This window comes from Streptomyces sp. NBC_00178, assembly GCF_036206005.1.
Taxonomy (GTDB): domain Bacteria; phylum Actinomycetota; class Actinomycetes; order Streptomycetales; family Streptomycetaceae; genus Streptomyces.
Map to the genome: position 1 here is coordinate 6,839,791 of NZ_CP108143.1, position 19,295 is coordinate 6,859,085.

At 71.3% G+C, this 19,295-nt stretch carries 16 protein-coding genes; 11 read left to right on the forward strand and 5 right to left on the reverse strand.

The genetic code is table 11. The annotated features are described in order from the left end of the window. The first annotated feature begins 29 nt into the window (after positions 1-29). Positions 30-932 carry an oxygenase MpaB family protein gene (locus OHT61_RS30045; protein WP_329042514.1) on the forward strand — a complete coding sequence of 301 codons (903 nt, stop codon included), beginning with the start codon at positions 30-32 and terminating at the stop codon, positions 930-932. Positions 933-958: 26 nt separating this feature from the next. Here OHT61_RS30045 and OHT61_RS30050 read toward each other — a convergent pair whose 3' ends face one another. After that, positions 959-1,558: a class I SAM-dependent methyltransferase gene (locus OHT61_RS30050; protein WP_329042516.1), complete on the reverse strand. Its 600-nt coding sequence runs from the start codon at positions 1,556-1,558 to the stop codon at positions 959-961. Positions 1,559-1,719: 161 nt separating this feature from the next. Between OHT61_RS30050 and OHT61_RS30055 the strand changes: the two genes are divergently transcribed. From OHT61_RS30055 to OHT61_RS30095, 9 genes are all read left to right on the forward strand, one after another. After that, positions 1,720-2,508 (forward strand): MHYT domain-containing protein, encoded by a 789-nt coding sequence (locus tag OHT61_RS30055; RefSeq protein ID WP_329042518.1) that lies wholly within the window; start codon positions 1,720-1,722, stop codon positions 2,506-2,508. Positions 2,509-2,589: 81 nt separating this feature from the next. Further along, the gene (locus OHT61_RS30060) at positions 2,590-5,127 is read left to right on the forward strand and encodes a sensor histidine kinase (protein WP_329042520.1); all 2,538 of its coding nucleotides are present in this window, start codon (positions 2,590-2,592) and stop codon (positions 5,125-5,127) included. Then, the gene (locus tag OHT61_RS30065) at positions 5,124-5,561 is read left to right on the forward strand and encodes a roadblock/LC7 domain-containing protein (RefSeq protein WP_329042522.1); all 438 of its coding nucleotides are present in this window, start codon (positions 5,124-5,126) and stop codon (positions 5,559-5,561) included. The genes OHT61_RS30060 and OHT61_RS30065 overlap by 4 nt, the downstream gene beginning before the upstream one ends. A gap of 217 nt (positions 5,562-5,778) precedes the next feature. After that, positions 5,779-6,120, forward strand: coding sequence for a DUF742 domain-containing protein (locus OHT61_RS30070; RefSeq protein WP_329043437.1), 342 nt, complete (start codon positions 5,779-5,781; stop codon positions 6,118-6,120). Between the two features lie 172 nt (positions 6,121-6,292). Further along, positions 6,293-6,928, forward strand: a complete 636-nt coding sequence (locus tag OHT61_RS30075) for a GTP-binding protein (protein WP_329042523.1) — start codon at positions 6,293-6,295, stop codon at positions 6,926-6,928. Between the two features lie 261 nt (positions 6,929-7,189). Continuing rightward, the gene (locus tag OHT61_RS30080; protein WP_329043439.1) at positions 7,190-7,600 is read left to right on the forward strand and encodes a roadblock/LC7 domain-containing protein; all 411 of its coding nucleotides are present in this window, start codon (positions 7,190-7,192) and stop codon (positions 7,598-7,600) included. Positions 7,601-7,709: 109 nt separating this feature from the next. Continuing rightward, entirely contained in the window at positions 7,710-8,864 is a 1,155-nt protein-coding gene (locus OHT61_RS30085; protein WP_329042525.1) for a DUF6397 family protein, read from the forward strand. Continuing rightward, positions 8,806-9,306 (forward strand): GNAT family N-acetyltransferase, encoded by a 501-nt coding sequence (locus OHT61_RS30090; RefSeq protein WP_329042527.1) that lies wholly within the window; start codon positions 8,806-8,808, stop codon positions 9,304-9,306. Before OHT61_RS30085 ends, OHT61_RS30090 begins: the two co-directional genes overlap by 59 nt. A gap of 385 nt (positions 9,307-9,691) precedes the next feature. Further along, a complete protein-coding gene (locus OHT61_RS30095; RefSeq protein ID WP_329042529.1) occupies positions 9,692-10,336 on the forward strand; it encodes an LAETG motif-containing sortase-dependent surface protein in 645 nt (214 codons plus the stop codon). 305 nt (positions 10,337-10,641) lie between these two features. Here the strand turns inward: OHT61_RS30095 and OHT61_RS30100 are convergent, their stop codons facing one another. Further along, complete coding sequence (locus OHT61_RS30100) at positions 10,642-12,738, reverse strand: SpoIIE family protein phosphatase (RefSeq protein WP_329042530.1); 2,097 nt, start codon at positions 12,736-12,738, stop codon at positions 10,642-10,644. Positions 12,739-12,918: 180 nt separating this feature from the next. Between OHT61_RS30100 and OHT61_RS30105 the strand changes: the two genes are divergently transcribed. Beyond that, complete coding sequence (locus OHT61_RS30105; protein WP_329042531.1) at positions 12,919-13,977, forward strand: enoyl-CoA hydratase/isomerase family protein; 1,059 nt, start codon at positions 12,919-12,921, stop codon at positions 13,975-13,977. Between the two features lie 284 nt (positions 13,978-14,261). On the opposite strand, the gene OHT61_RS30110 is transcribed toward OHT61_RS30105, so the two are convergent. The 3 genes from OHT61_RS30110 to rhaI all read right to left on the reverse strand — a co-directional run bounded on the left by OHT61_RS30110 (position 14,262) and on the right by rhaI (position 19,103). Then, on the reverse strand, positions 14,262-15,752 hold the full coding sequence (locus tag OHT61_RS30110) for a rhamnulokinase (RefSeq protein WP_329042532.1): 1,491 nt from the start codon (positions 15,750-15,752) through the stop codon (positions 14,262-14,264). A gap of 81 nt (positions 15,753-15,833) precedes the next feature. Beyond that, positions 15,834-17,879 (reverse strand): bifunctional aldolase/short-chain dehydrogenase, encoded by a 2,046-nt coding sequence (locus OHT61_RS30115; RefSeq protein WP_329042534.1) that lies wholly within the window; start codon positions 17,877-17,879, stop codon positions 15,834-15,836. A 57-nt stretch (positions 17,880-17,936) separates the two neighbouring features. Next, a complete protein-coding gene (rhaI, locus tag OHT61_RS30120; RefSeq protein ID WP_329042535.1) occupies positions 17,937-19,103 on the reverse strand; it encodes an L-rhamnose isomerase in 1,167 nt (388 codons plus the stop codon). Between the last annotated feature and the right edge of the window lie 192 nt (positions 19,104-19,295).

A 19,295-nucleotide genomic window follows, 5' to 3' on the forward strand; every position in this document is an offset into this window, starting at 1 on the left:
CCCGCGTGGGCCGACGAGGGGACTGCAGGGTGAACCGGTACGAACGCCTTGCCGCGATCCGGCGTCTTGATCCGGAGCGGGACTTCCTGGAGATCTACCGCCTCACCGTCACCTACGAGTTCCCCTGGGACATCACCAGGGCCCTCGAACTCGCCCTCTACCGCACCTACGCCGTCCCCAGCATCGGCCGGCTCCTGGCGGAGACCGGGGAACTGACGGAGCGTTCGCAGAAGAGGTACGACGACACCTCGCTCCTCCTGGACACCATCGTGGAGCACGGCTTCGACAGCGGGCCCGGGCGCACGGCCGTCCGGCGGATCAACCGCATGCACCGCAGTTACGACATCGGCGACGACGACATGCGCTACGTGCTGTGCACCTTCGTCGTCACCCCCAAACGCTGGCTCGACGCCTACGGCTGGCGCCCGCTGTCCGGACACGAGAAGCAGGCGTTCGCCGCGTACTACCGGACGCTCGGCGCCCGCATGGGCATCCGGGAACTGCCGCAGACCTACGACGACTTCGAGCGCGTCCTCGATGCCTACGAGGACGCGCACTTCGGCTGGGACGACGGCGCGCGCCGGGTCTCCGACGCGACGCTCGCCCTGGTGGGCACCTGGTACCCGCGCCCGCTCGCTCCCGTCGTGCGCGGGGCCACTCTCGCCCTGCTCGACGACACGCTGCTGCGGGCGTTCCGGTACGAGCGGCCCGGCACCCTGGCCCGTGGTCTGACCCGAGGGGCGCTGCGCCTGAGAGCCCGCGCCGTACGCCTGATGCCGCCGCGCACCGTCGCCCACCACGCCCGGCAGAACCCTGAGATCAAGGGGTACCCGAACGGCTACGAGGTGGCCCTGCTCGGCACCTTCCCCACGCCGGGACTGCGGGGCTGTCCCGTGGTCCCCGTCCGGCCACCGGTCGCACCGCCCGAGTGAGAGCGGTGGCCGCGGGCGGCGCCTGTTCAGGCGGTGCGTACGGCCAGCGCGAGGAAGCGGTCGTCCTCGTCGGTGTACGACTCCAGACGCCACCCGGCGTCCGCCAGGAGAGGCGCGAGGCGCGGTTCGGCGCGTAGGTCGTCGTCCGAGAGCGTGCGTCCGTGCCGGGCGGCCAGTGCTGCCCGCCCGATGGGATGGAACAGGGCGAGCCGGCCACCCGGACGTACCGCACGGGCCAGCTCCGTGAGCCCCCGCCCCGGATCCGCGAAGTGCGCGATCAGCCCCGCGGCGAACACCCCGTCGAGGCTCGCGGAGCGCAGGGGGAGCCGTGCGACGTCGGCCAGGAGCAGTGCCCCGCTCGCCGCCCGGCCCGCGCGCGCCGCAGCCCGCAGCATGGCGGGCGTCAGATCGGCCCCCAGCACCGTGCCGCCCGGTCCCACCTCGGCACGCAGTGCGGGGAGGGCCCGCCCCGTACCGCAGCCCGCGTCGAGCACGGCGTCGCCCGGTCGCAGGCCGAGCTCACCTACGGCGGCGGCGTAGGCCGGGCCGTCGTCGGGGAAACGGCTGTCCCAGTCCGCTGCCCGGACGGTGAAGAACTCCTGCACGTGTGTGTGGTCGTCGGCCATGCGGACATGATCGCGCACGAGGCAGCCGAACGAAACGATCCGTAGCGGCGCGCATGTTCGAACGTCGCGCGATCGCCCTGGAACATTTCGTTGTCATATTTCAGCACCTTTCGAAATGAGACCCGGGCGTGCGCCCTCGGGAGGACTAGCGTCCCCGGTTCATGGGACACCTGGACCACGCCACCTTCGGCTGGCTGACCCCCGTGCTGTCGTACGCGATGGCATGCATCGGCGCCGCGCTCGGACTGCGCTGCACCGTGCGCGCACTCGGCACCAGCGGGCGCTCACGGCGGAACTGGCTGCTCACGGCGGCTTCCGCGATCGGCACGGGCATCTGGACGATGCACTTCGTCGCCATGCTCGGCTTCGGGGTCACCGGCACGGACATCCGGTACGACGTACCGCTCACCCTGCTCAGTCTGCTGGTCGCCATGCTCGTCGTGGGCGCCGGAGTCTTCACCGTGGGCTACGGCCGCGACCGGCCCGGCCCCCTCCTCGTCGGCGGGCTCACCACCGGACTCGGCGTCGCGAGCATGCACTACCTCGGCATGGCTGCACTCCGGCTCCACGGGACCGTCGTCTTCGACCCCCTGCTGGTGACGGTCTCCGTCGCCATCGCCGTCGTCGCGGCCACCGCGGCGCTCTGGGCGGCCCTCCACATCAAGTCGCCCGGAGCGGTGGCCATCGCGTCGCTGGTCATGGGAGCGGCGGTGAGCAGCATGCACTACACGGGCATGCTGGCGGTCGGCGTCCGCGTCGCCCCGTCGGTGTCGGAGCTCCCCGGAGCCACGGTCATGCAGTTCATCTTTCCTCTCGCGGTCGGCCTGGGGTCGTACCTCTTCCTCACCTCGGCGTTCGTCGCCCTCTCACCGGCTGCCCGCGAACAGCCGCCGCGCACCGCCGGCTTCGACGAGTCCGTCGCCGAACGGCCCACGGCGGCCGCCCCCTGACCGCACCCCGGCAGTCCGTACCCGCCCACCGGTCGCCCGAGGCGATCCGCTCCCGACCTCTCCACCCGGAACGAGGAGGCCATGCGCACACCCCGCCCGACGAACCCGGAGCCGGGTCCGGACACCGGCCGGCCCGCGACACCGCCACGCGGACGGCGCGCACACGCCGGCCGGCCCGCGGACGAGCCCCCCGAGCCGACGGCGGCCACCGGGCCCGGGACGACGGGTGCTTCCCTGCGCCCCCGTACGGTTCGGGCCAAGATCATCTCCCTGCTCATGGTCCCGGTCGTGTCGCTCCTCGCCCTCTGGGGCTTCGCCACCGTCACCACCGCACAGGATCTGGCACGGTCCCGTGAGATCCAGCGCATGGACAGCACCGTGCGCGTTCCGGTCGCCAGGGTCGTCGGCGCCCTGCAGGACGAGCGCACCGCGGCGCTGCGGCAGCTGGCGGCCCCCGGTACCGGGCACGCGGCAGCGCTCCAGCAGCGCGCCGAGCGCACCGACGCCGCGCTGGGAGCGCTGAGTCTGGGAGAGGGGCACACCGTGGCCGACGCCGGAGTGCTGTCCTCCGGGGCCGCCGCCCGGCTCACCGTCTTCCTGGACCAGGTCCGGCAGTTGTCCGCGGTGCGTACCGGCGTCATCGACCCCACAGGCCGCAAGGAGGCCCGGGCAGCGGACGCCTTCACGCCGTACACCGAGACCATCGCCGCGGGCTTCGGCGTCGCCGGTGCCCTGACCGGGGTCCAGGACGCCGAACTCGGTTCGGAGACCCGTGTCCTGCTGGAACTCGCCCGCAGCGAGGAGATGCTCGCCCGCGAGGAAGCCCTGGTGGCGCAGGCCGGTCTGACCGGAACACTCGGCGGAGAGCACCTCCGCCTGTTCACCGGCTCGGTGGCGACACGCCGGACCCTGGCCGAGGCGGCGGGTGCCGACCTGCCGTCCGCCGGACGCCGGGAATGGCGAAAGCTGTCCGGGCAGGCCGCGTACCGGCGGATGACGGCGGCCGAGGACGCCGTCCTGAGTGCGCCTCCCGGCCGGCGCGCGGCGAAGGCGGTGTCGGCGGCCGCGTGGGAGCGCGACGCGTCCGAGGTGCGCAGCGGCATGCACGCCATCGCCACCGAGGCGGGCGGCCCACCCGCCGACGGGGCCGGCGCCTTCACGCGCGCCCTGTCGAGCCCGGCAGGTGCGGCCGTTCTCCTGGGGTTCCTCGCCGTCGTCGCCTCACTGGCCATCTCCGTACGGATCGGGCGCGCGCTCGTCGTCGAGCTCGTCGGCCTGCGGGACGGCGCGCTGGACATTGCGCGGCGCAAGCTGCCCGAGGCCATGCGGCGACTGCGGGCCGGTGAGGAGATCGACGTAGGGGCCGAAGCGCCGCGGGGCCGTCCGTCGCACGACGAGATCGGGCAGGTGGGTGAAGCCCTCGGGACCGTGCACCGTGCCGCCCTCGACGCCGCGGTGGAGCGAGCGGAGCTGGCCGGCGGGATCTCCGGGGTGTTCGTCAACCTGGCCCGCCGCAGTCAGGTCCTCGTGCACCGCCAACTCGCCCTCCTCGACGGCATGGAGCGCCGGGCCGACGACCCGGGGGAGCTCGGCGACCTCTTCCGTCTCGACCACCTGACGACCCGCATGAGGCGGCACGCCGAGAGCCTGATCATCCTGTCCGGGGCCGCCCCCGGGCGTGCCTGGCGGATGCCCGTACCCCTCACCAACGTGGTGCGCGCGGCCGTGTCGGAGATCGAGGACTACGCCCGCGTGGAGGTGCGCTCGCTGCCCGCGGCCGCGGTGAAGGGCGCGGCGGTGGCCGACCTCACCCACCTCCTCGCCGAACTCGTAGAGAACGCCGCCCAGTTCTCGCCGCCGCACACCAAGGTCCGGATCACCGGGGAGCCCGTAGGCAACGGATACGCCCTGGAGGTCGAGGACCGTGGGCTCGGCATGGGGGAGGAACTGCTCGAAGAGGCGAACCGGCGCATCGAGCAGTCCGAGACGCTCGATCTCGTCGACAGCGACCGGCTCGGCCTGTTCGTGGTCAGCAGGCTTTCGGCCCGTCATCACATCAAGGTCCAGCTGCGCCCGTCCGCATACGGGGGTACGACCGCCGTGGTCCTCCTGCCGACCGCGCTGCTCCAGGGCGGGCTGCCGCAGGGCTCGGCGGCGGGTCCCGCGGACATCGGGGCCGAGAGGACGACGGTGGCGAGGGACGACGACGGCCCCAGAGGCACGGCTCCTCTCCGGCCTCATGCGGAACCCTCCGCCTTTCCGGCCCCCGTCGCCGTTCCGGCCCTCGAACCCCGGGCGCCGTCCGGGCCGCGGACCGGCCCCGCTCCGCTGACCACGCCGCAGCGGCGGGTGCGCGCCGTCGACGAGGACGGCGAGCTCCCGCGACGCGTCCGGCAGGCCAGCCTCGTGCCCCAGCTGCGCGAGCAGCCCGGGGCCGAGCCCGGTGGGACCGAGTCCCCGGCCGGACGAAGTCCCGAACAGGCCCGCGATCGCATGACCGCCTACCGCGACGGCTGGCTCCGTGGTGGCGGTGCCGCACCCGGGAGCAACCACCGGGACCGCACGGCCGGAAGGCCCGTATCACCGTTCCGGCAGCACACCGAAGGAGACGAGAGATGATCGTGAACGAGAGGCCCGGAAGGTCCTCGCGCCGCTCCGGCGAACTCGACTGGCTGCTCGACGACCTCGTCGCGCGGATCGCGGAGATCCGGCACGCCGTCGTCCTGTCGGGTGACGGTCTGGCGGTCGGGGCGTCACAGGACCTGAGCCGTGAGGACGCCGAACACCTGGCGGCCGTCGCCTCGGGCTTCCACAGCCTCGCGAAGGGAGCCGGGCGGCACTTCCGTGCGGGCGGCGTCCGCCAGACCATGGTCGAGATGGACGAGGGCTATCTGTTCGTCGTGGCGGCGGGGGACGGTTCGTGCCTCACCGTGCTCGGCACCGCCTTCGCCGACATCGGCCTCGTGGCGTACGAGATGGCCCGCCTGGTCAAGCGGGTCGGCGAGCACCTCGCCAGCCCGGCGCGGCTCGCCGGCCCCCCGGCCACGGGCTGAGGCCGGCCGGATGCGGACGGACGGGGCCGGGGCGGGGCCGCGCGGCGGCCACCGGGCACTGCCCGGCGAGGGGTACGGAGCCTCGCGGGGTGGTGCTCCCCGCACAGCGACGGCCGCGCCACCCGGCGGGTGGTCCGCCACCTCACGGGGCGCCCCACCCGCCGGTGCGCACGGCACGCCGGCGGGCAGCCAGTGGTACGACGCCGAGGCCGGTCCCCTGGTGCGGCCCTACGCGGTCACCGGAGGACGGACCGAGCCGGGTCCCAGCGGGGTGCGTTTCGACCTGATAGCCCTGGTGGTGGCGGACGGTTCGGGTGCGGTCCGGGGGGACTCGCTCCTCGGCCCCGAACACCGGGCCCTGCTGGTGCTGTGTCACGAGGAGACCCAGTCGGTGGCGGAACTCTCCGCCGTCGCCGACCTCCCCGTGGGCGTGGTGCGCGTGCTCCTCGGTGATCTGCTCGAAGCCGGGTGCGTGCGGATCAGCAGGCCCGTGCCGCCCGCGCAGTTGCCCGACGAGCGCATCCTGCGTGAGGTGATCGACGGCCTCAGGGCGCTGTGACCGCACACGTCGTGGTCATCCGCAGCCCACACGACGGCAGAGATGCGACCCGGTTCGGACAGGGCCGAAGCGACCCGGACAGGTAAGTCGAATTCCGCTCATCCTCATCGGCGGCAGCCCCTGGACGTCATGCTGTCGCCCCTACTGACGGCACTCGCGAGAGAAGTGATCGATGGCCTCCGAGCACGTGGACAGCACGGTGGGGGAAGAAGCCGGGGACTCCACAGCCCTCGCCCTCAAGATATTGGTCGCCGGCGGATTCGGCGTCGGCAAGACCACCCTGGTCGGTGCGGTCAGCGAGATCCGGCCGCTGCGGACCGAGGAACTCCTCAGCGAGGCAGGACAGTCCGTCGACGACACCGACGGGGTCGACCGGAAGACCACCACGACCGTCGCCATGGACTTCGGACGGATCACCATCCGCTCCGGCCTGTCCCTGTACCTGTTCGGCACCCCCGGGCAGGACAGGTTCTGGTTCCTCTGGGACGAACTGTCGCAGGGTGCCCTCGGGGCCGTCGTCCTCGCCGACACACGGAGGCTCGAGGACTGCTTCCCGGCCGTCGACTACTTCGAGCACCGCCGCATCCCCTTCGTGGTCGCCGTCAACTGCTTCACCGGAGCCCGGACCTACGGCGAGGAGGACATCGCGCGTGCCCTCGACCTCGACCGGGGCACCCCCGTGGTCCTGTGCGACGCCCGCGACCGCGACTCCGGCAAGGAGGTGCTGATCCGCATGGTCGAGTATGCCGGCCGTGTGCACACCGCCCGGCTGCTCGAATCGGTCGGGCAGGGGTCCGGGCCGGAGTGACGCCCGGACCCCTGCGGGCGCGCGGGCCAGCCCCGTTGTGCGCTGGGGGCGTGCGGACATCTGGAAGCTGTCCGTGTTGCGCCGGGGCGGGCGGGTGCGCCCCCGGACCCCGGTGGCGCGCCCCAGGCCGGTCGCGGGGACGGGCGGACCGGCCGTGGCGCGAAGCCGCACCCCCGGGGCTCAGGGGCGCTTGCCCGCAGGGAAGCCGTACGCGAGGCTTGCGCAGGACGCGGGGACACGATGAACGGGGAGGACGAGCACATGGCGCTGGACCGGGGACTCGACTGGCTTCTCGACGAGCTCACCAGCCGGGTGGAGCACATAGAACACGCCCTCGTGCTGTCCAACGACGGGCTGGTGACCGGGGCCAGCACCAGTCTCGCGCGCGAGGACGCGGAGCACCTGGCGGCGGTCTCGTCCGGCCTGCAGAGTCTGGCCAGAGGCTCGGGACGCCACTTCGGAGCGGGAAGAGCCCGCCAGACCATGGTGGAGTTCGACGAGGCGATGCTCTTCGTCACGGCGGCGGGGGACGGCAGTTGCCTGTGCGTGCTGAGCGCGGCGGATGCCGACGTCGGTCAGGTGGCCTACGAGATGACGTTGATGGTCAACCGGGTGGGCGAGCACCTCGGTGTGACGACACGACATGAGACCGAGAGCATGCACCGCTTCTGATCTGCGCCTTTCTCGGGTCGACCGGAGTTGTCCACAGGCTCACGCGCGATCCGGCTCCCCCCGCTAGCGTGGTCACGCAGAGTATTCGATCTCAAGGGGGAGGGCGGCCATGACCGTTTCGGAAGACGCTCGCGGCGGCACCGCGGACGGTGCGCAGCCGACATGGGTGCCGGCGGCACGGGCGGCACAGGAACTGGCTCTCAGACGGGGCGAATTCGATCTCGCCGTCCATCTGGGACTGATCGCCACCGGGCAGGTCACCGGTGGCGGGCGGCCGCGGGTCTGTGTGCAGGAGATCGAGCGCCTCCGCGCACAGCCGGGATTTCCCGCCGCATTGCGGGAGAAGGTGCGGACAGTGGGCACGGCGGAGGGTGCGTCGCTGCTCGGAATCACTCAGGTCCGGTTCACCGGGCTCGCGCGCATCGGGTGCGTCTCGCCCGTGGCCTTCTACCTGAACCGCTACCGCGCGGTGGTCTGGGTCTATCTCGTCGGGGAGCTCGTGGCGTTCGCCGCGCAGGAGCCGGGTCTCCTCGTGGGAAGGATCCCGGCGGGGATGCGGGCCATACTCGACTCGGGCACCGACCGGCGTGCGCGCAACTGGCGCACACGCAGGATCGACAGGCTTCTCAAGCAGACCCGCGACCCCTGGGTCCGGGCGGCGCTGGAGGCGTCCGCTCTGGACCCGGTGCAGCTCGCCGAGGTGGTCGACGACCCCTACGAGCGTGCCTACCTAACCCGCATGCAGCACGCATCCGCTTTCGGGCAGCCTGGTTCCGTTTCAGGCAGGGAGGTCATGGCGCGGTTGACGCTCGCCGACGATCCGGACGAGATCCTCTGGCGCCGCGTCAATCTGACGCTGGAGCTCGACCGGGCCCGGGACGTCCGGCCGGCGCCTCGCCCGGGTGAGGACTCGTGCCGCGACGCCGACCAGCGGTCTCGACGGCAGCGCGACCGCGTGCGGACGAGTTCAGGGCACGACGTCGATCTGCTGAACCCGGTGAAGGGGTCGTACACCACCGCGGCGGGCCGGGGCACCCGTCCCTCGAAGGCCATCGTGGGATCCGCCGCGAGGAACAACCACCGCCCCTCTTCCGGGCCCTGGTCGCGGACGGAGGATCCTCGCCCGGATCGGGTGGGGGAGCGCCGTGCGGTGAAGAGCGTTAAAAGGTTTGCCTGCCGACGCCCGTGCGGGCATCTTGGCACGCATGTTGATCAGAGAAGCCACCGACGAGGACTGGCCCGCCATCTGGCCGTTCTTCAGTGACATCGTCGCCGCGGGCGAGACGTTCACCTTTCCGCTCGAACTGGCCGCGGAGCAGGCCAAGGACGAGGCCAGCGGGTGGTGGCTCCTGGCGGAGCCGGCCCGTACGGTCGTCGCGGTCGATGACAGCGGGACGGTCCTCGGTACGGCCAAGATGAACCGGAACCACATGGGGAACGGTTCGCACATCGCCAGCGCCAGCTACATGGTCGCCCCCGAACACTCCGGCAAGGGCGTGGGCCGGGCGCTCTGCACGTACACGGTGGACTGGGCCCGCGCGGCGGGCTACCGGGCGATGCAGTTCAACGCCGTGGTGGAGACGAACGTCCACGCGGTACGTCTCTACCGTTCCCTGGGTTTCGAGGTCATCGGAACCCTTCCCGAAGGATTCAACCATCCTCAGCAGGGGTACGTGGGACTCCACATCATGCACAAGGCGCTCTGATGTCCCTCCCGATCGGCATTCCACGAGCCGCTCGCCCCGGTGGCTTCAAGCCATCTTCGGCGCATGTGTGGGGTCTCTTTCCGTCGAGGCGTTGAATTCCTTCCTAAACGTGACGAAACGACGCCTGAACCACGCTGATTTCGCCACCTGGCAGACCGATTGCCGGGGCGCTCCATGGGTGTCGTTCGAGTCGTCCGCGCGTGACGCCGCTCTGTTCGGAATGGCATCGTCCGGATTCCGCCGTGTCCGGCATGTCGCAAGTGGCGGCGATTTGGGTGACGTTGAGAAGTCGGTGATGCATGGGGCGAGTGCGCAGACAGTTGCGCGGGGCAGTACTGTGCGCCCCATCGCTAATCAGCGATGAACTCATATGGAGGAAGAATCCATGACCATACCCAGGAGATCGTTGCGGGGCGCGGGAGTAGTCGCGGCCGCTGCGGTTGTCGGCCTGGCAGGTGGAGTCCTCTCCGCCGCACCGGCCGCAGCACACACCCCCACCTGGGCCGTGACCTGCTCCGAGGTGACGCTCAACCTGACCGCCTACTCGGACAAGGTCACCAACGAGGTGACCGTTTCCGTGGTGGACGGCAAGGAGCTGCTCGCGACGACCAAGTTCGGCCGTAGCTTCAGCACCGACGCTCCGCTGCAGCTTCCCGCGCACGACAAGGAGCTGACTGTCCGCCTGGTCGTCAAGGCCGGCGACAACGACAAGTACTCGGTCGACGAGACGAAGCAGGCCCCCGTCTGCGAGGGCACCACCCCGTCGCCGACGCCGACCGAGAGCGCGCCCACCGAGCCGCCGGCCACCGAGCCGTCGGCCAGCGAGACGCCCGAGCCGAGCGCCACGCCGAGTGAGACCGCCACTGAGGCCGCGCCGGCCCCGGCCGAGTCCAGCAGCACCGCGCCGGACCTGGCCGAGACCGGTTCGTCGTCCGCCACGCCCGTCATCGGTGGAGCCGCTCTCGCGGTTCTGCTCGCCGGCGGTGGCATCCTGTGGTCCGTCCGCAAGCGCCGCACCGCGCAGAACTGACGAACTTCAGCACCACGGTCACAGGGGTCTTCATGCCTGGGGCCGGACGGGGGCGTACCGCATCGATTCCGATGCGGTACGCCCCCGTCGCGCGTCCGCCCCGTTTCGCGTCGCGTCCCTCACACGTTGCGCCTCGATTCGCGTCGCGTTCCCTGTGCGTTGCGCCTCGATTCGCGTTGCGTTCCTTATGCGGTGCGCCTCGTTTCGGTTGCGTACTCTGCCGCGTTGCGTCCTTTGTGCGTTCCCCCCCCCCGGCGCGTTCCGTTGGAGGAGGCGGAGGCAGAGGCGGCCGCTCCAGGCGCCGGTCAGAATTCCGGCTGCTGACCGATCTCGCACCAGACGGCCTTGCCCTCCCCGCGAGGTTCGATGCCCCAGCGCTCGGCCACCGCGTCGAGGAGCAGCAGACCGCGCCCCGTGGTCGAGGTCTCTCCAGGAGCGCGGCGCCGCGGCCATACGCTCGAGCGGTCCTGGACCGACAGCCTGATCCGCCGCACCGGCTCGGGAAGGACCTCCAGCGTGAGCACCGCCCCGCCCTCCGTGTGCAGCAGGACGTTGACCAGCAACTCGCCGGTGACCAGCACCGCGTCGTCCGCGAGCACCGCGAGCCCCCAGTCCGCCAGCGCCTGGCGCACGATGGACCGGGCCTCCGAGAGTCCCTCGGGATCAGCCTGGTGGATGTACTGATGAAGCCGCGGGGCCCGTGGGGATCCCAGGTCGGGGCTGCGCCTCAGGACCAGCAGAGCCACGTCGTCCCCGGAGCCCCAGCGTTCCCACAACCGGTCCGACAGATGGTCGGCCAGCGCCTCGGCGCCGTCGGGTCCCTCACTCACCTCGTGGATCAGTGCCGCGATGCCTGAATCCACATCAGCACCGGGTTCCTCCACAAGCCCGTCCGTGTAGAGGACGAAGGTCTCGCCCGGCACCAGGTCGAGGCGCGTCTCCGGGAACTCCTCGTCCCAGAACTCCGACGAGATGCCGAGGGGCAGCCCTCCGCGTACCTGCGGGACGCCCACTCTCCCGTCGGTGTGTCTGATGAGCGGCCCGAAGTGGCCCGCGCGAGCCACGCGCACCGCGCCCGTCGCGAGGTCCACCTGGGCGTACGTGCAGGTGGCGAACCGGTCGGTGTCCAGCTCGGAGAGGAACCGCGAGGCCCGCGCCAGCACGGTCGCCGGGGGATGCCCCTCGGCCGCGTACGCACGCAGCGCGATGCGCAGCTGGCCCATGATCGCGGCGGCGTGCGTGTCGTGGCCCTGGACGTCACCCACCACGACGCCGTACCGGTTCCTGGGGAGAGTGATCACGTCGTACCAGTCGCCTCCGACCTCGCGTCCGCTCCACGCCGCGTGGTAGCGCACCGCGATCTCCCCGCCCTCGATCTCCTGGATGCGGCGCGGAAGCATGGCCGACTGGAGACCGGTCGCGAATTCACGTTCCTCGTCGAAGAGGATGGCCCTCTGCAGTGACTGGGCGACGATGGCGGCCAGGCCCAGGCAGAGGATGCGTTCGTCCTGGCTGAACACCGTGCGATCCCGGTAGAAGAGGGCGAGGCCGCCCAGGGGGCGCGCCTGGGCGACCAGGGGGAGGTAGGCGGCGGCGCGGAAGTTCAGTTGACCGACGTGCGGCCGGAGCACCGGGTAGCGCTGGATCAGCGAAGCGAGCGACGTGATGAACCGGGGGCGTCCGCTGAGAATCGTGTCGCCGAGGGGGAGCGTGGCGTCCAGCTGCCCCGAGCCCAGCCCCTCCAACACCTCGACCGAGTCTCCGCTCAGCGCGATGATCCGGAGCGCGGAGTTGTCCACCAGGCCCAGGGCCAGCCCGTCCGCACCGATCCCCACCAGGCCGCCCGGGCCGGTGAGCGCGGCGGTGACGTCGTCCACGGTGACCGCGCGTGACAGGGCGGTGGTGGTGCTCTCGACGATGTTGGTCTGGCGCCTGCGCCGCTTCTCGAGATCCAGCACGAAGGCCGAATGGGTGATCTCGGCCGTCGCGTCCCGCACCACGCCGATGACGCGGTGGGCCCGGCCGTCCTCGTCCCGAAGAATCCGCGCCTGCACATGCGTCCACTGGAGGGTCCCGTCCTCGAGCGGCACCTGGAAGTGGATGCTGTAGGAACCGCTCCCGCCGGTGATGGCCTCCTCGATGGCGAGGTCGAGACGGGCTCGTTCCGTGGCGTCCAGCCGCTCGATCACCGTCGAAGGGCGCGCGTCGAACGTCGCGGGGTCGAGGCCGAAGACCAGGAGGCCCGAGTCGTCGATGTCCAGCGTCCTGGCGTCCAGGTCCCATTCGAAGCTGCCCGTACGGTTCAGGGCCAGACGCTCCTCGGTCCCCGTCTCGCCGGCGTGGCGCCCGTCGAAGCGGAGCCGCGACGTGGAGTCGTCTGCTCGCCGTGAAGAGTCGGTCATGCGCGCTCCGGAGGTTGTCCGGCGGGGCTGCCGGACGTCGCGGCCCGTAGAAATCAATTGTCGAGCCCGTGGTGCGTGAGTGCCACAGCGGTTTCACCGGAGACCCGGCGCGTGAGCGCGGCGCCGGCCGTCGCAGAATGGCACGCAGAGATCGTCCACGGCTGACCGGAGCGCACATACATGAACGACGACGAGCCAGTCCTGCTGCACACCGAGGGCCGCGTACGGCACATCACCCTCAACCGCCCCCGCGCACTGAACGCGCTCACCCACACCATGGTGCGCCACATCGACGACGCGCTCAGCGGCGCGGCCGACGACGACGCGGTCGTCGCCGTCGTCATCAGGGGCGCCGGTGACCGCGGCCTCTGCGCGGGCGGTGACATCCGGTCGATCTACGAGGACGCCCGCGCGGGTCGTCGCGCCTCCGTGGACTTCTGGCGGGACGAGTACCGGCTCAACGCGCGGATCGCCCGGTTCCCGAAGCCGTACGTCGCCCTCATGGACGGGATCGTGATGGGGGGCGGGGTCGGGGTGTCGGCGCACGGCGGCGTACGCGTCGTCACCGAGCGCTCACGTGTCGCCATGCCGGAGACCGGCATCGGATTCGTCCCGGATGTAGGCGGCACCTACCTGCTGTCCCGGGCTCCGGGCGAGCTGGGCACGCACCTGGCGCTCACCGGGCGTGCCGTGGGCGCGGCCGACGCCCTCCTGTGCGGGCTGGCGGACCACTTCGTCCCGTCGCACGGGCTCGCCGGCGTCACCGAGGCGCTTTCGCGGTGCGGCACACCCGACGAGGTCACGGAAGCGGTCCACCGGCATGCCACGGATGCACCGGAGGGGGAGCTGGCGACCCAGCGCGAGTGGATCGACGACTGCTACGCGGCGGACACGGTGGAGGAGATCATCGACCGGCTGACGGACTGCGGACTGCCCGCGGCCAAGGAGGCCGCCGGAATCCTGCACACCGTGTCGCCCACGGCTCTCAAGGTGACCCTGGCCGCCGTGCGCCGGGCGAAGCGCCTGAACAGCCTCGAAGCCGCTCTCGACCAGGAGTTCCGTGTCTCCTGCCGGGCGTTCGCGGGACCCGACCTGGTGGAGGGCGTTCGGGCCCGGATCGTCGACAAGGACCGCAGTCCGCGGTGGAACCCCGCAGCCCTCGGAGACGTCACCGAGGACGACGTGGCCGCCCACTTCGAGCCGCTGGGCGACCAGGAACTCGGCCTGTCCGCACCCTGACCTGCGCGGCGGTCCGAAGCGCGTGGCGTCCCGGGCGGGGGCCACGCGCTTCGGACCGCGGCAGCCGAGGTGACACAGGCGACGGCGGAGAGCCGGGCCGAGAGCCGGTCAGCCGTGCCGCCGACCGGCCACCTCGGACGCGTCCCCCCCGACCTGTCGTCGTGGACGATGTCCGCCCTGTCCAGTGATGCTGACGCGCACTACCCGGCCCGTCGCCATGGACACGCACGCCTTGTCCGTCGGCTCGGACGCGTCCCCCGACCCATCACCCTGGGAGCGTGCGGTCAGCGCGCCCCCACACGTACGGGCAGCCGCTCGGCTGCCGAGTCCCAGGCCGCGATGTTCCCCTGCGGGGCGTAGTGGCGCAGTTCCTGGGTGCCGGCCACCAGCCGCCGCATGTCAGCGCGTCCGCCCACCAGGCCGTGCGCCCGGGCCTGGAGCAGCACGTTGCCGAGCGCGGTCGCCTCGGCCGGTCCCGCGGTGACCGGCAGACCGGTCGCGTCGGCCGTCCACTGGCACAGCAGCTCGTTGCGCGAGCCGCCCCCGACCAGGTGGATCCGGGTCAGGTCCCGGTCCGCCAGCCGGGCCGCGTCGCGCAGCGTCCTGCGGTGTGCCAGCGCCAGGCTCTCGAGCACGCATCGCACATAACCGCCCCGGCCTTCCGGCAGGTCCTGCCCGGTCCGGGTGAGAGCGGTGTCGATCCGTGCGGGCATGTCACCCGGCGCGAGGAAGACGGGGTCGTCGGGGTCGACGACCGCGGCGAACGGGCGGGCCCGCGCCGCGTCCGCGAGCAGATCCGGCAGCGACGTGGCCGCACCGTCCCGTCCCCACGTACGCCGGCATTCCTCCAGCAGCCACATGCCCATGATGTTGCGGAGATAGCGCACCGTTCCGTCGATCCCGCGCTCGTTGGTGAAGTTCGCCGCCCTCGACGCCTCGGTGAGCACCGGCGCGTCCAGTTCGAGACCCGCCAACGACCAGGTGCCGCACGACACGTACGCGAACCCCGGTTCGGCGGCCGGTACCGCGGCGATCGCCGACGCGGTGTCGTGCGACGCGACCGTCGTCACCGGCGTGCCGTGGGGGAGTCCGGTGAGCTCGGCGACGTGGGGCAGCAGGGTGCCCGCAGGCTCACCCGGCTCACGAAGGGGCGGAAACAGCGACCGGTCCAGGCGGAGCCGCCGGATCAGCGCGTCGGACCAGGTGCCGGATCGTGCGTCGAACAGCCCGGTCGTCGACGCGTTGGTCACCTCGGCGCCCACGGTCCCGGTCAGCCAGTACACCAGCAGGTCGGGCATCAGGAGGATCGTGCGGGCCGCCTCCCACTGGGCGGTGGCCCGGTGCGCGGCGAGCTGGAAGACGGTGTTGAACGGCAGGTGCTGCAGTCCGCCGATCGCGTACAGTTCCTGGGCACCGACGTGCGCGAGCACCTGCTCGGCGGCGGGCGCGTTGCGCCCGTCGCGGTAGTGGAACGGGACCCCGAGCAGCGTCCCGTCGGAATCCAGGAGGCCGTAGTCGACCGCCCAGGTGTCGATGCCCACGGAGGCCACGGGACCGGTGCGTGCCGCGGCGCGCAACCCGTCCAGCACGCCCTGGTACAGGGCGAGTACGTCCCAGCGCAGCCCATCGGGAAGCCGCACGGGGGTGTTGGCGAAGCGATGTGCCTCGGTCAGCACCACTTCGTCGGCTCCGACCCTGCCGGTGATCACCCGGCCGCTGGTGGCCCCCAGGTCCACCGCGGCGAAGACCGGGTCGTGTCGTGAAGTCGCAGACATGGAACTCTCATCCGATCCGAACGGAAGCCGCGCCCCGGATGCCGTCGGACAGGCACCGGGGCGCGGCAGGGTGACACCGGCTCAGCGCAGGAAGGCCGCCGCCACACCGGCGTCGACGGGAACATGCAGGCCGGTGGTGTGGGTCAGCTCCCCGCCCGTCAGGGCGAAGACCGCGTTGGCGACGTGCTCCGGCAGCACCTCGCGCTTGAGGATCGTCCGCTGGGCGTAGAACTCGCCCAGCTTCTCCTCCTCGATGCCGTACGTCGCCGCGCGCTGGGCTCCCCAGCCCGCAGCGAAGATGCCGGAGCCACGCACCACCCCGTCCGGATTCACGCCGTTGACCCGGATGCCGTGCTCGCCCAACTCGGCCGCCAGCAGGCGGACCTGGTGTGCCTGGTCCGCCTTCGTGGCTGAGTAGGCGATGTTGTTCGGGCCGGCGAACACGGCGTTCTTCGACGCGATGTACACGATGTCGCCGCCGAACCCCTGCGCCGTCATGACCCGTGCGGCCTCGCGCGAGACGAGGAACGAGCCCCGAGCCATGATGTCGTGCTGCAGGTCCCAGTCCCGGGCCGTCGTCTCCAGGAGCGGCTTGGAGATGGAGATGCCGGCGTTGTTGACGACCAGGTCGACCCCGCCGAAGGCGAGGGCCGCGGCCTTGAAGGCGTCGGCGATCTGCTCCTCGGCGGTGACGTCGACCGTCACGGCGACGGCCCTGTCCGCGCCTCCTAGTTCCTCCGCCACGGCGGCGGCGTTCTCGCCGTTCAGATCGGCCACGACGACGCAGGCGCCTTCCGCGACCAGCCGGTGCGCGATGGCCTTGCCGATGCCCGACCCGGCGCCCGTGACCAGCGCGACCCGGGTGGCCAGCGCCTTCGGCTTCGGCATGCGGCGGAGTTTCGCCTCCTCCAGATCCCAGTACTCGATCCGGAACTTCTCGGACTCCTCGATGGGCGCGTAGGAGGAGACGGACTCGGCGCCCCGCATCACGTTGACGGCGTTGAGGTAGAACTCCGCGGCGACCCGGGCCGTCTGCTTGTCCTTGCCGTACGAGAACATCCCGACACCGGGCACCAGCACGACGGCGGGGTCCGCCCCGCGCATCGCGGGTGAGTCCGGCGAGGCGTGACGGTCGTAGTACGCCTTGTACGCCTCCCGGTACTCCCCGTGGAGCACCTGCAACCGCGCCACCGCCTCCTCCAGAGGGGCATCCGCCGGCAGGTCGAGGACGAGGGGGCTCACCTTCGTACGGAGGAAGTGGTCCGGACAGGAGGTGCCGAGGGCGGCCAGCCTGGGGTGCTCCGCACGCGAGAGGAAGTCCAGCACCGGCGCCGCGTCGGTGAAGTGCCCGACCTGCGGGCGGTCCGTGGAGGCAAGGCCCCGGATCACCGGGGCGAGCGCGGCGGCCCGCTCCCGGCGGGTCTGCTCGTCCAGGGCCTCCCGCCCCTCCAGTACGGGGCCGAAGGGTTCGGGCCTGCCCTGTTCCTGGAGGAACTTCTCCGCCGTACGGATCATCCAGAGGGCGTTGCGCTCGCATTCCTGCGAGGTGACGCCCCAGGCGGTGATGCCGTGCCCGCCCAGGATGACGCCCACGGCCTGCGGGTTCGCTTCCTTCACGGCGGCGATGTCGAGTCCGAGCTGGAAGCCGGGCCGGCGCCACCCCACCCAGGCGACCTTGTCGCCGAAGCAGTCGGCCGTCAGCTTCTCGCCGTCCGCGGCGCACGCCAGGGCGATGCCGGAATCCGGGTGCAGGTGATCGACGTGGGCCGCCTCGACCAGCGCGTGCATCGCGGTGTCGATGGACGGAGCGGCGCCGCCCTTCCCGTGCAGGCAGTAGTCGAACGCCTGGACCATTTCGTCCTCGCGTTCCACCCCCGGGTAGACGGCCTTGAGCGCCCGCACGCGGTCGAGCCGGAGCACGGCGAGACCGGCCTCGGTCAGTGTCCCGAGGTCGCCGCCCGATCCCTTGACCCACAGGAGCTCGGCCTCGCCGCCGGTGACGGGGTCGGTGGCCGTCGCCTTGGCCGATGCGTTGCCACCGGCGTAGTTGGTGTTGCGGGGATCGGAGCCGATCCGGTGGGCGCGCTCCAGGAGCGCGGCGACTTCGGAGTGCGTCGCGGACGTCATGAGGTTTCCTTCGGAAGACGGGACGGGCGGCGGGTGCGGGAAGGCAGCGAGCGGGACTCAGGCACCCCAGCCGGCCTGTCGGCCCCCGACACGGTCGGCGGCGATGCGCTCCTGGTTGCCGGAGGCCAGGTAGGCGGCGAACGGGTCCCGGGCCAGGCCGAGTTCCTCACGTACGTCAGCGAGCAGCGGACGGACATCAGTGTTGAACGCGTCCATCAGCACACCGTTGGACGCGAGGACGTCACCGGACCGCTGCGCCGAGGCCAGCGCCTCGGCATCGACCAGCAGCGCCTTCGCGGTCGCCTCCTGCACGTTGGTGACCGAGCGGATGACGGCGGGGATCTTGGCCTCGATGTTGTGGCACTGGTCGAGCATGAAGTTGACGTTGGTCTCAGGCCGGAAACCGCCGTTCTTGACCACCTCGTGCATGATCCGGAACAGCTGGAAGGGATCCGCCGCCCCGGCCATGAGGTCGTCGTCGGCGTAGAAGCGGGAGTTGAAGTCGAACGCGCCGAGCTTCCCCTCCCGCAGGAGGAAGGCGACGATGAACTCGATGTTGGTGCCGGGCGCATGGTGCCCGGTGTCCACGACCACCTGGGCCTTCGGGCCCAGCTTCAGGCAGTGCGCGTACGAGGTGCCCCAGTCCGGGACGTCGGTGGTGTAGAAGGCGGGCTCGAAGAGCTTGTACTCCAGCAGCATCCGCTGGTCGGCGCCGAGACGTGCGTAGACCTCGGCCAGCGCCTCGGCCAGCCGGTCCTGGCGCCCCACGATGTCGTCCTGGCCCGGATAGTTGGTGCCGTCCGAGAACCACAGCTTGAGGTCGGGCGAGCCGGTGGCGTCCATGATGTCCACGCACTCGAGCAGGTGATCGGTCGCCTTGCGCCGGACCTTCGCGTCGGGATGGGTGACCGAGCCCAGCTTGAAGTCGTCGTCCTGGAAGACGTTGGAGTTGATCGCGCCGATGCGCAGCCCCAGCCCTTCGGCGTACCGGGTCAGCTCCGCGTAGTCGTCGACCCTGTCCCAGGGGATGTGCAGCGAGACCTTCGGAGCCACGCCGGTGTGGGCGTGCACCTGCGCTGCGTCCGCCAGCTTCTCGAACGGGTCGCGGGGGACCCCGGGCTGGGCGAAGACCTTGAAGCGCGTACCGGAGTTGCCGTAACCCCAGGACGGCGTCTCGATGACCTGAGACTTCAGAGCTGCCGTGACGGCCGACACATCAGACATGAACACCTCGTAAGCAGAGTCATCCGGCGACCGGTCAGGATCGGGATGTGAATCGTTTCATCCAGAACGTACGCTAGGTTTGGGCCTCGCTGCTAGTCAAGCTGCTGAGCAAGTTTCTTCCTGATTTGAATCAATTCATCGCGCCTGGTCCGGGGGCCTCGGGGTCTCGCTCCGATTGACAGGTGACCAAAA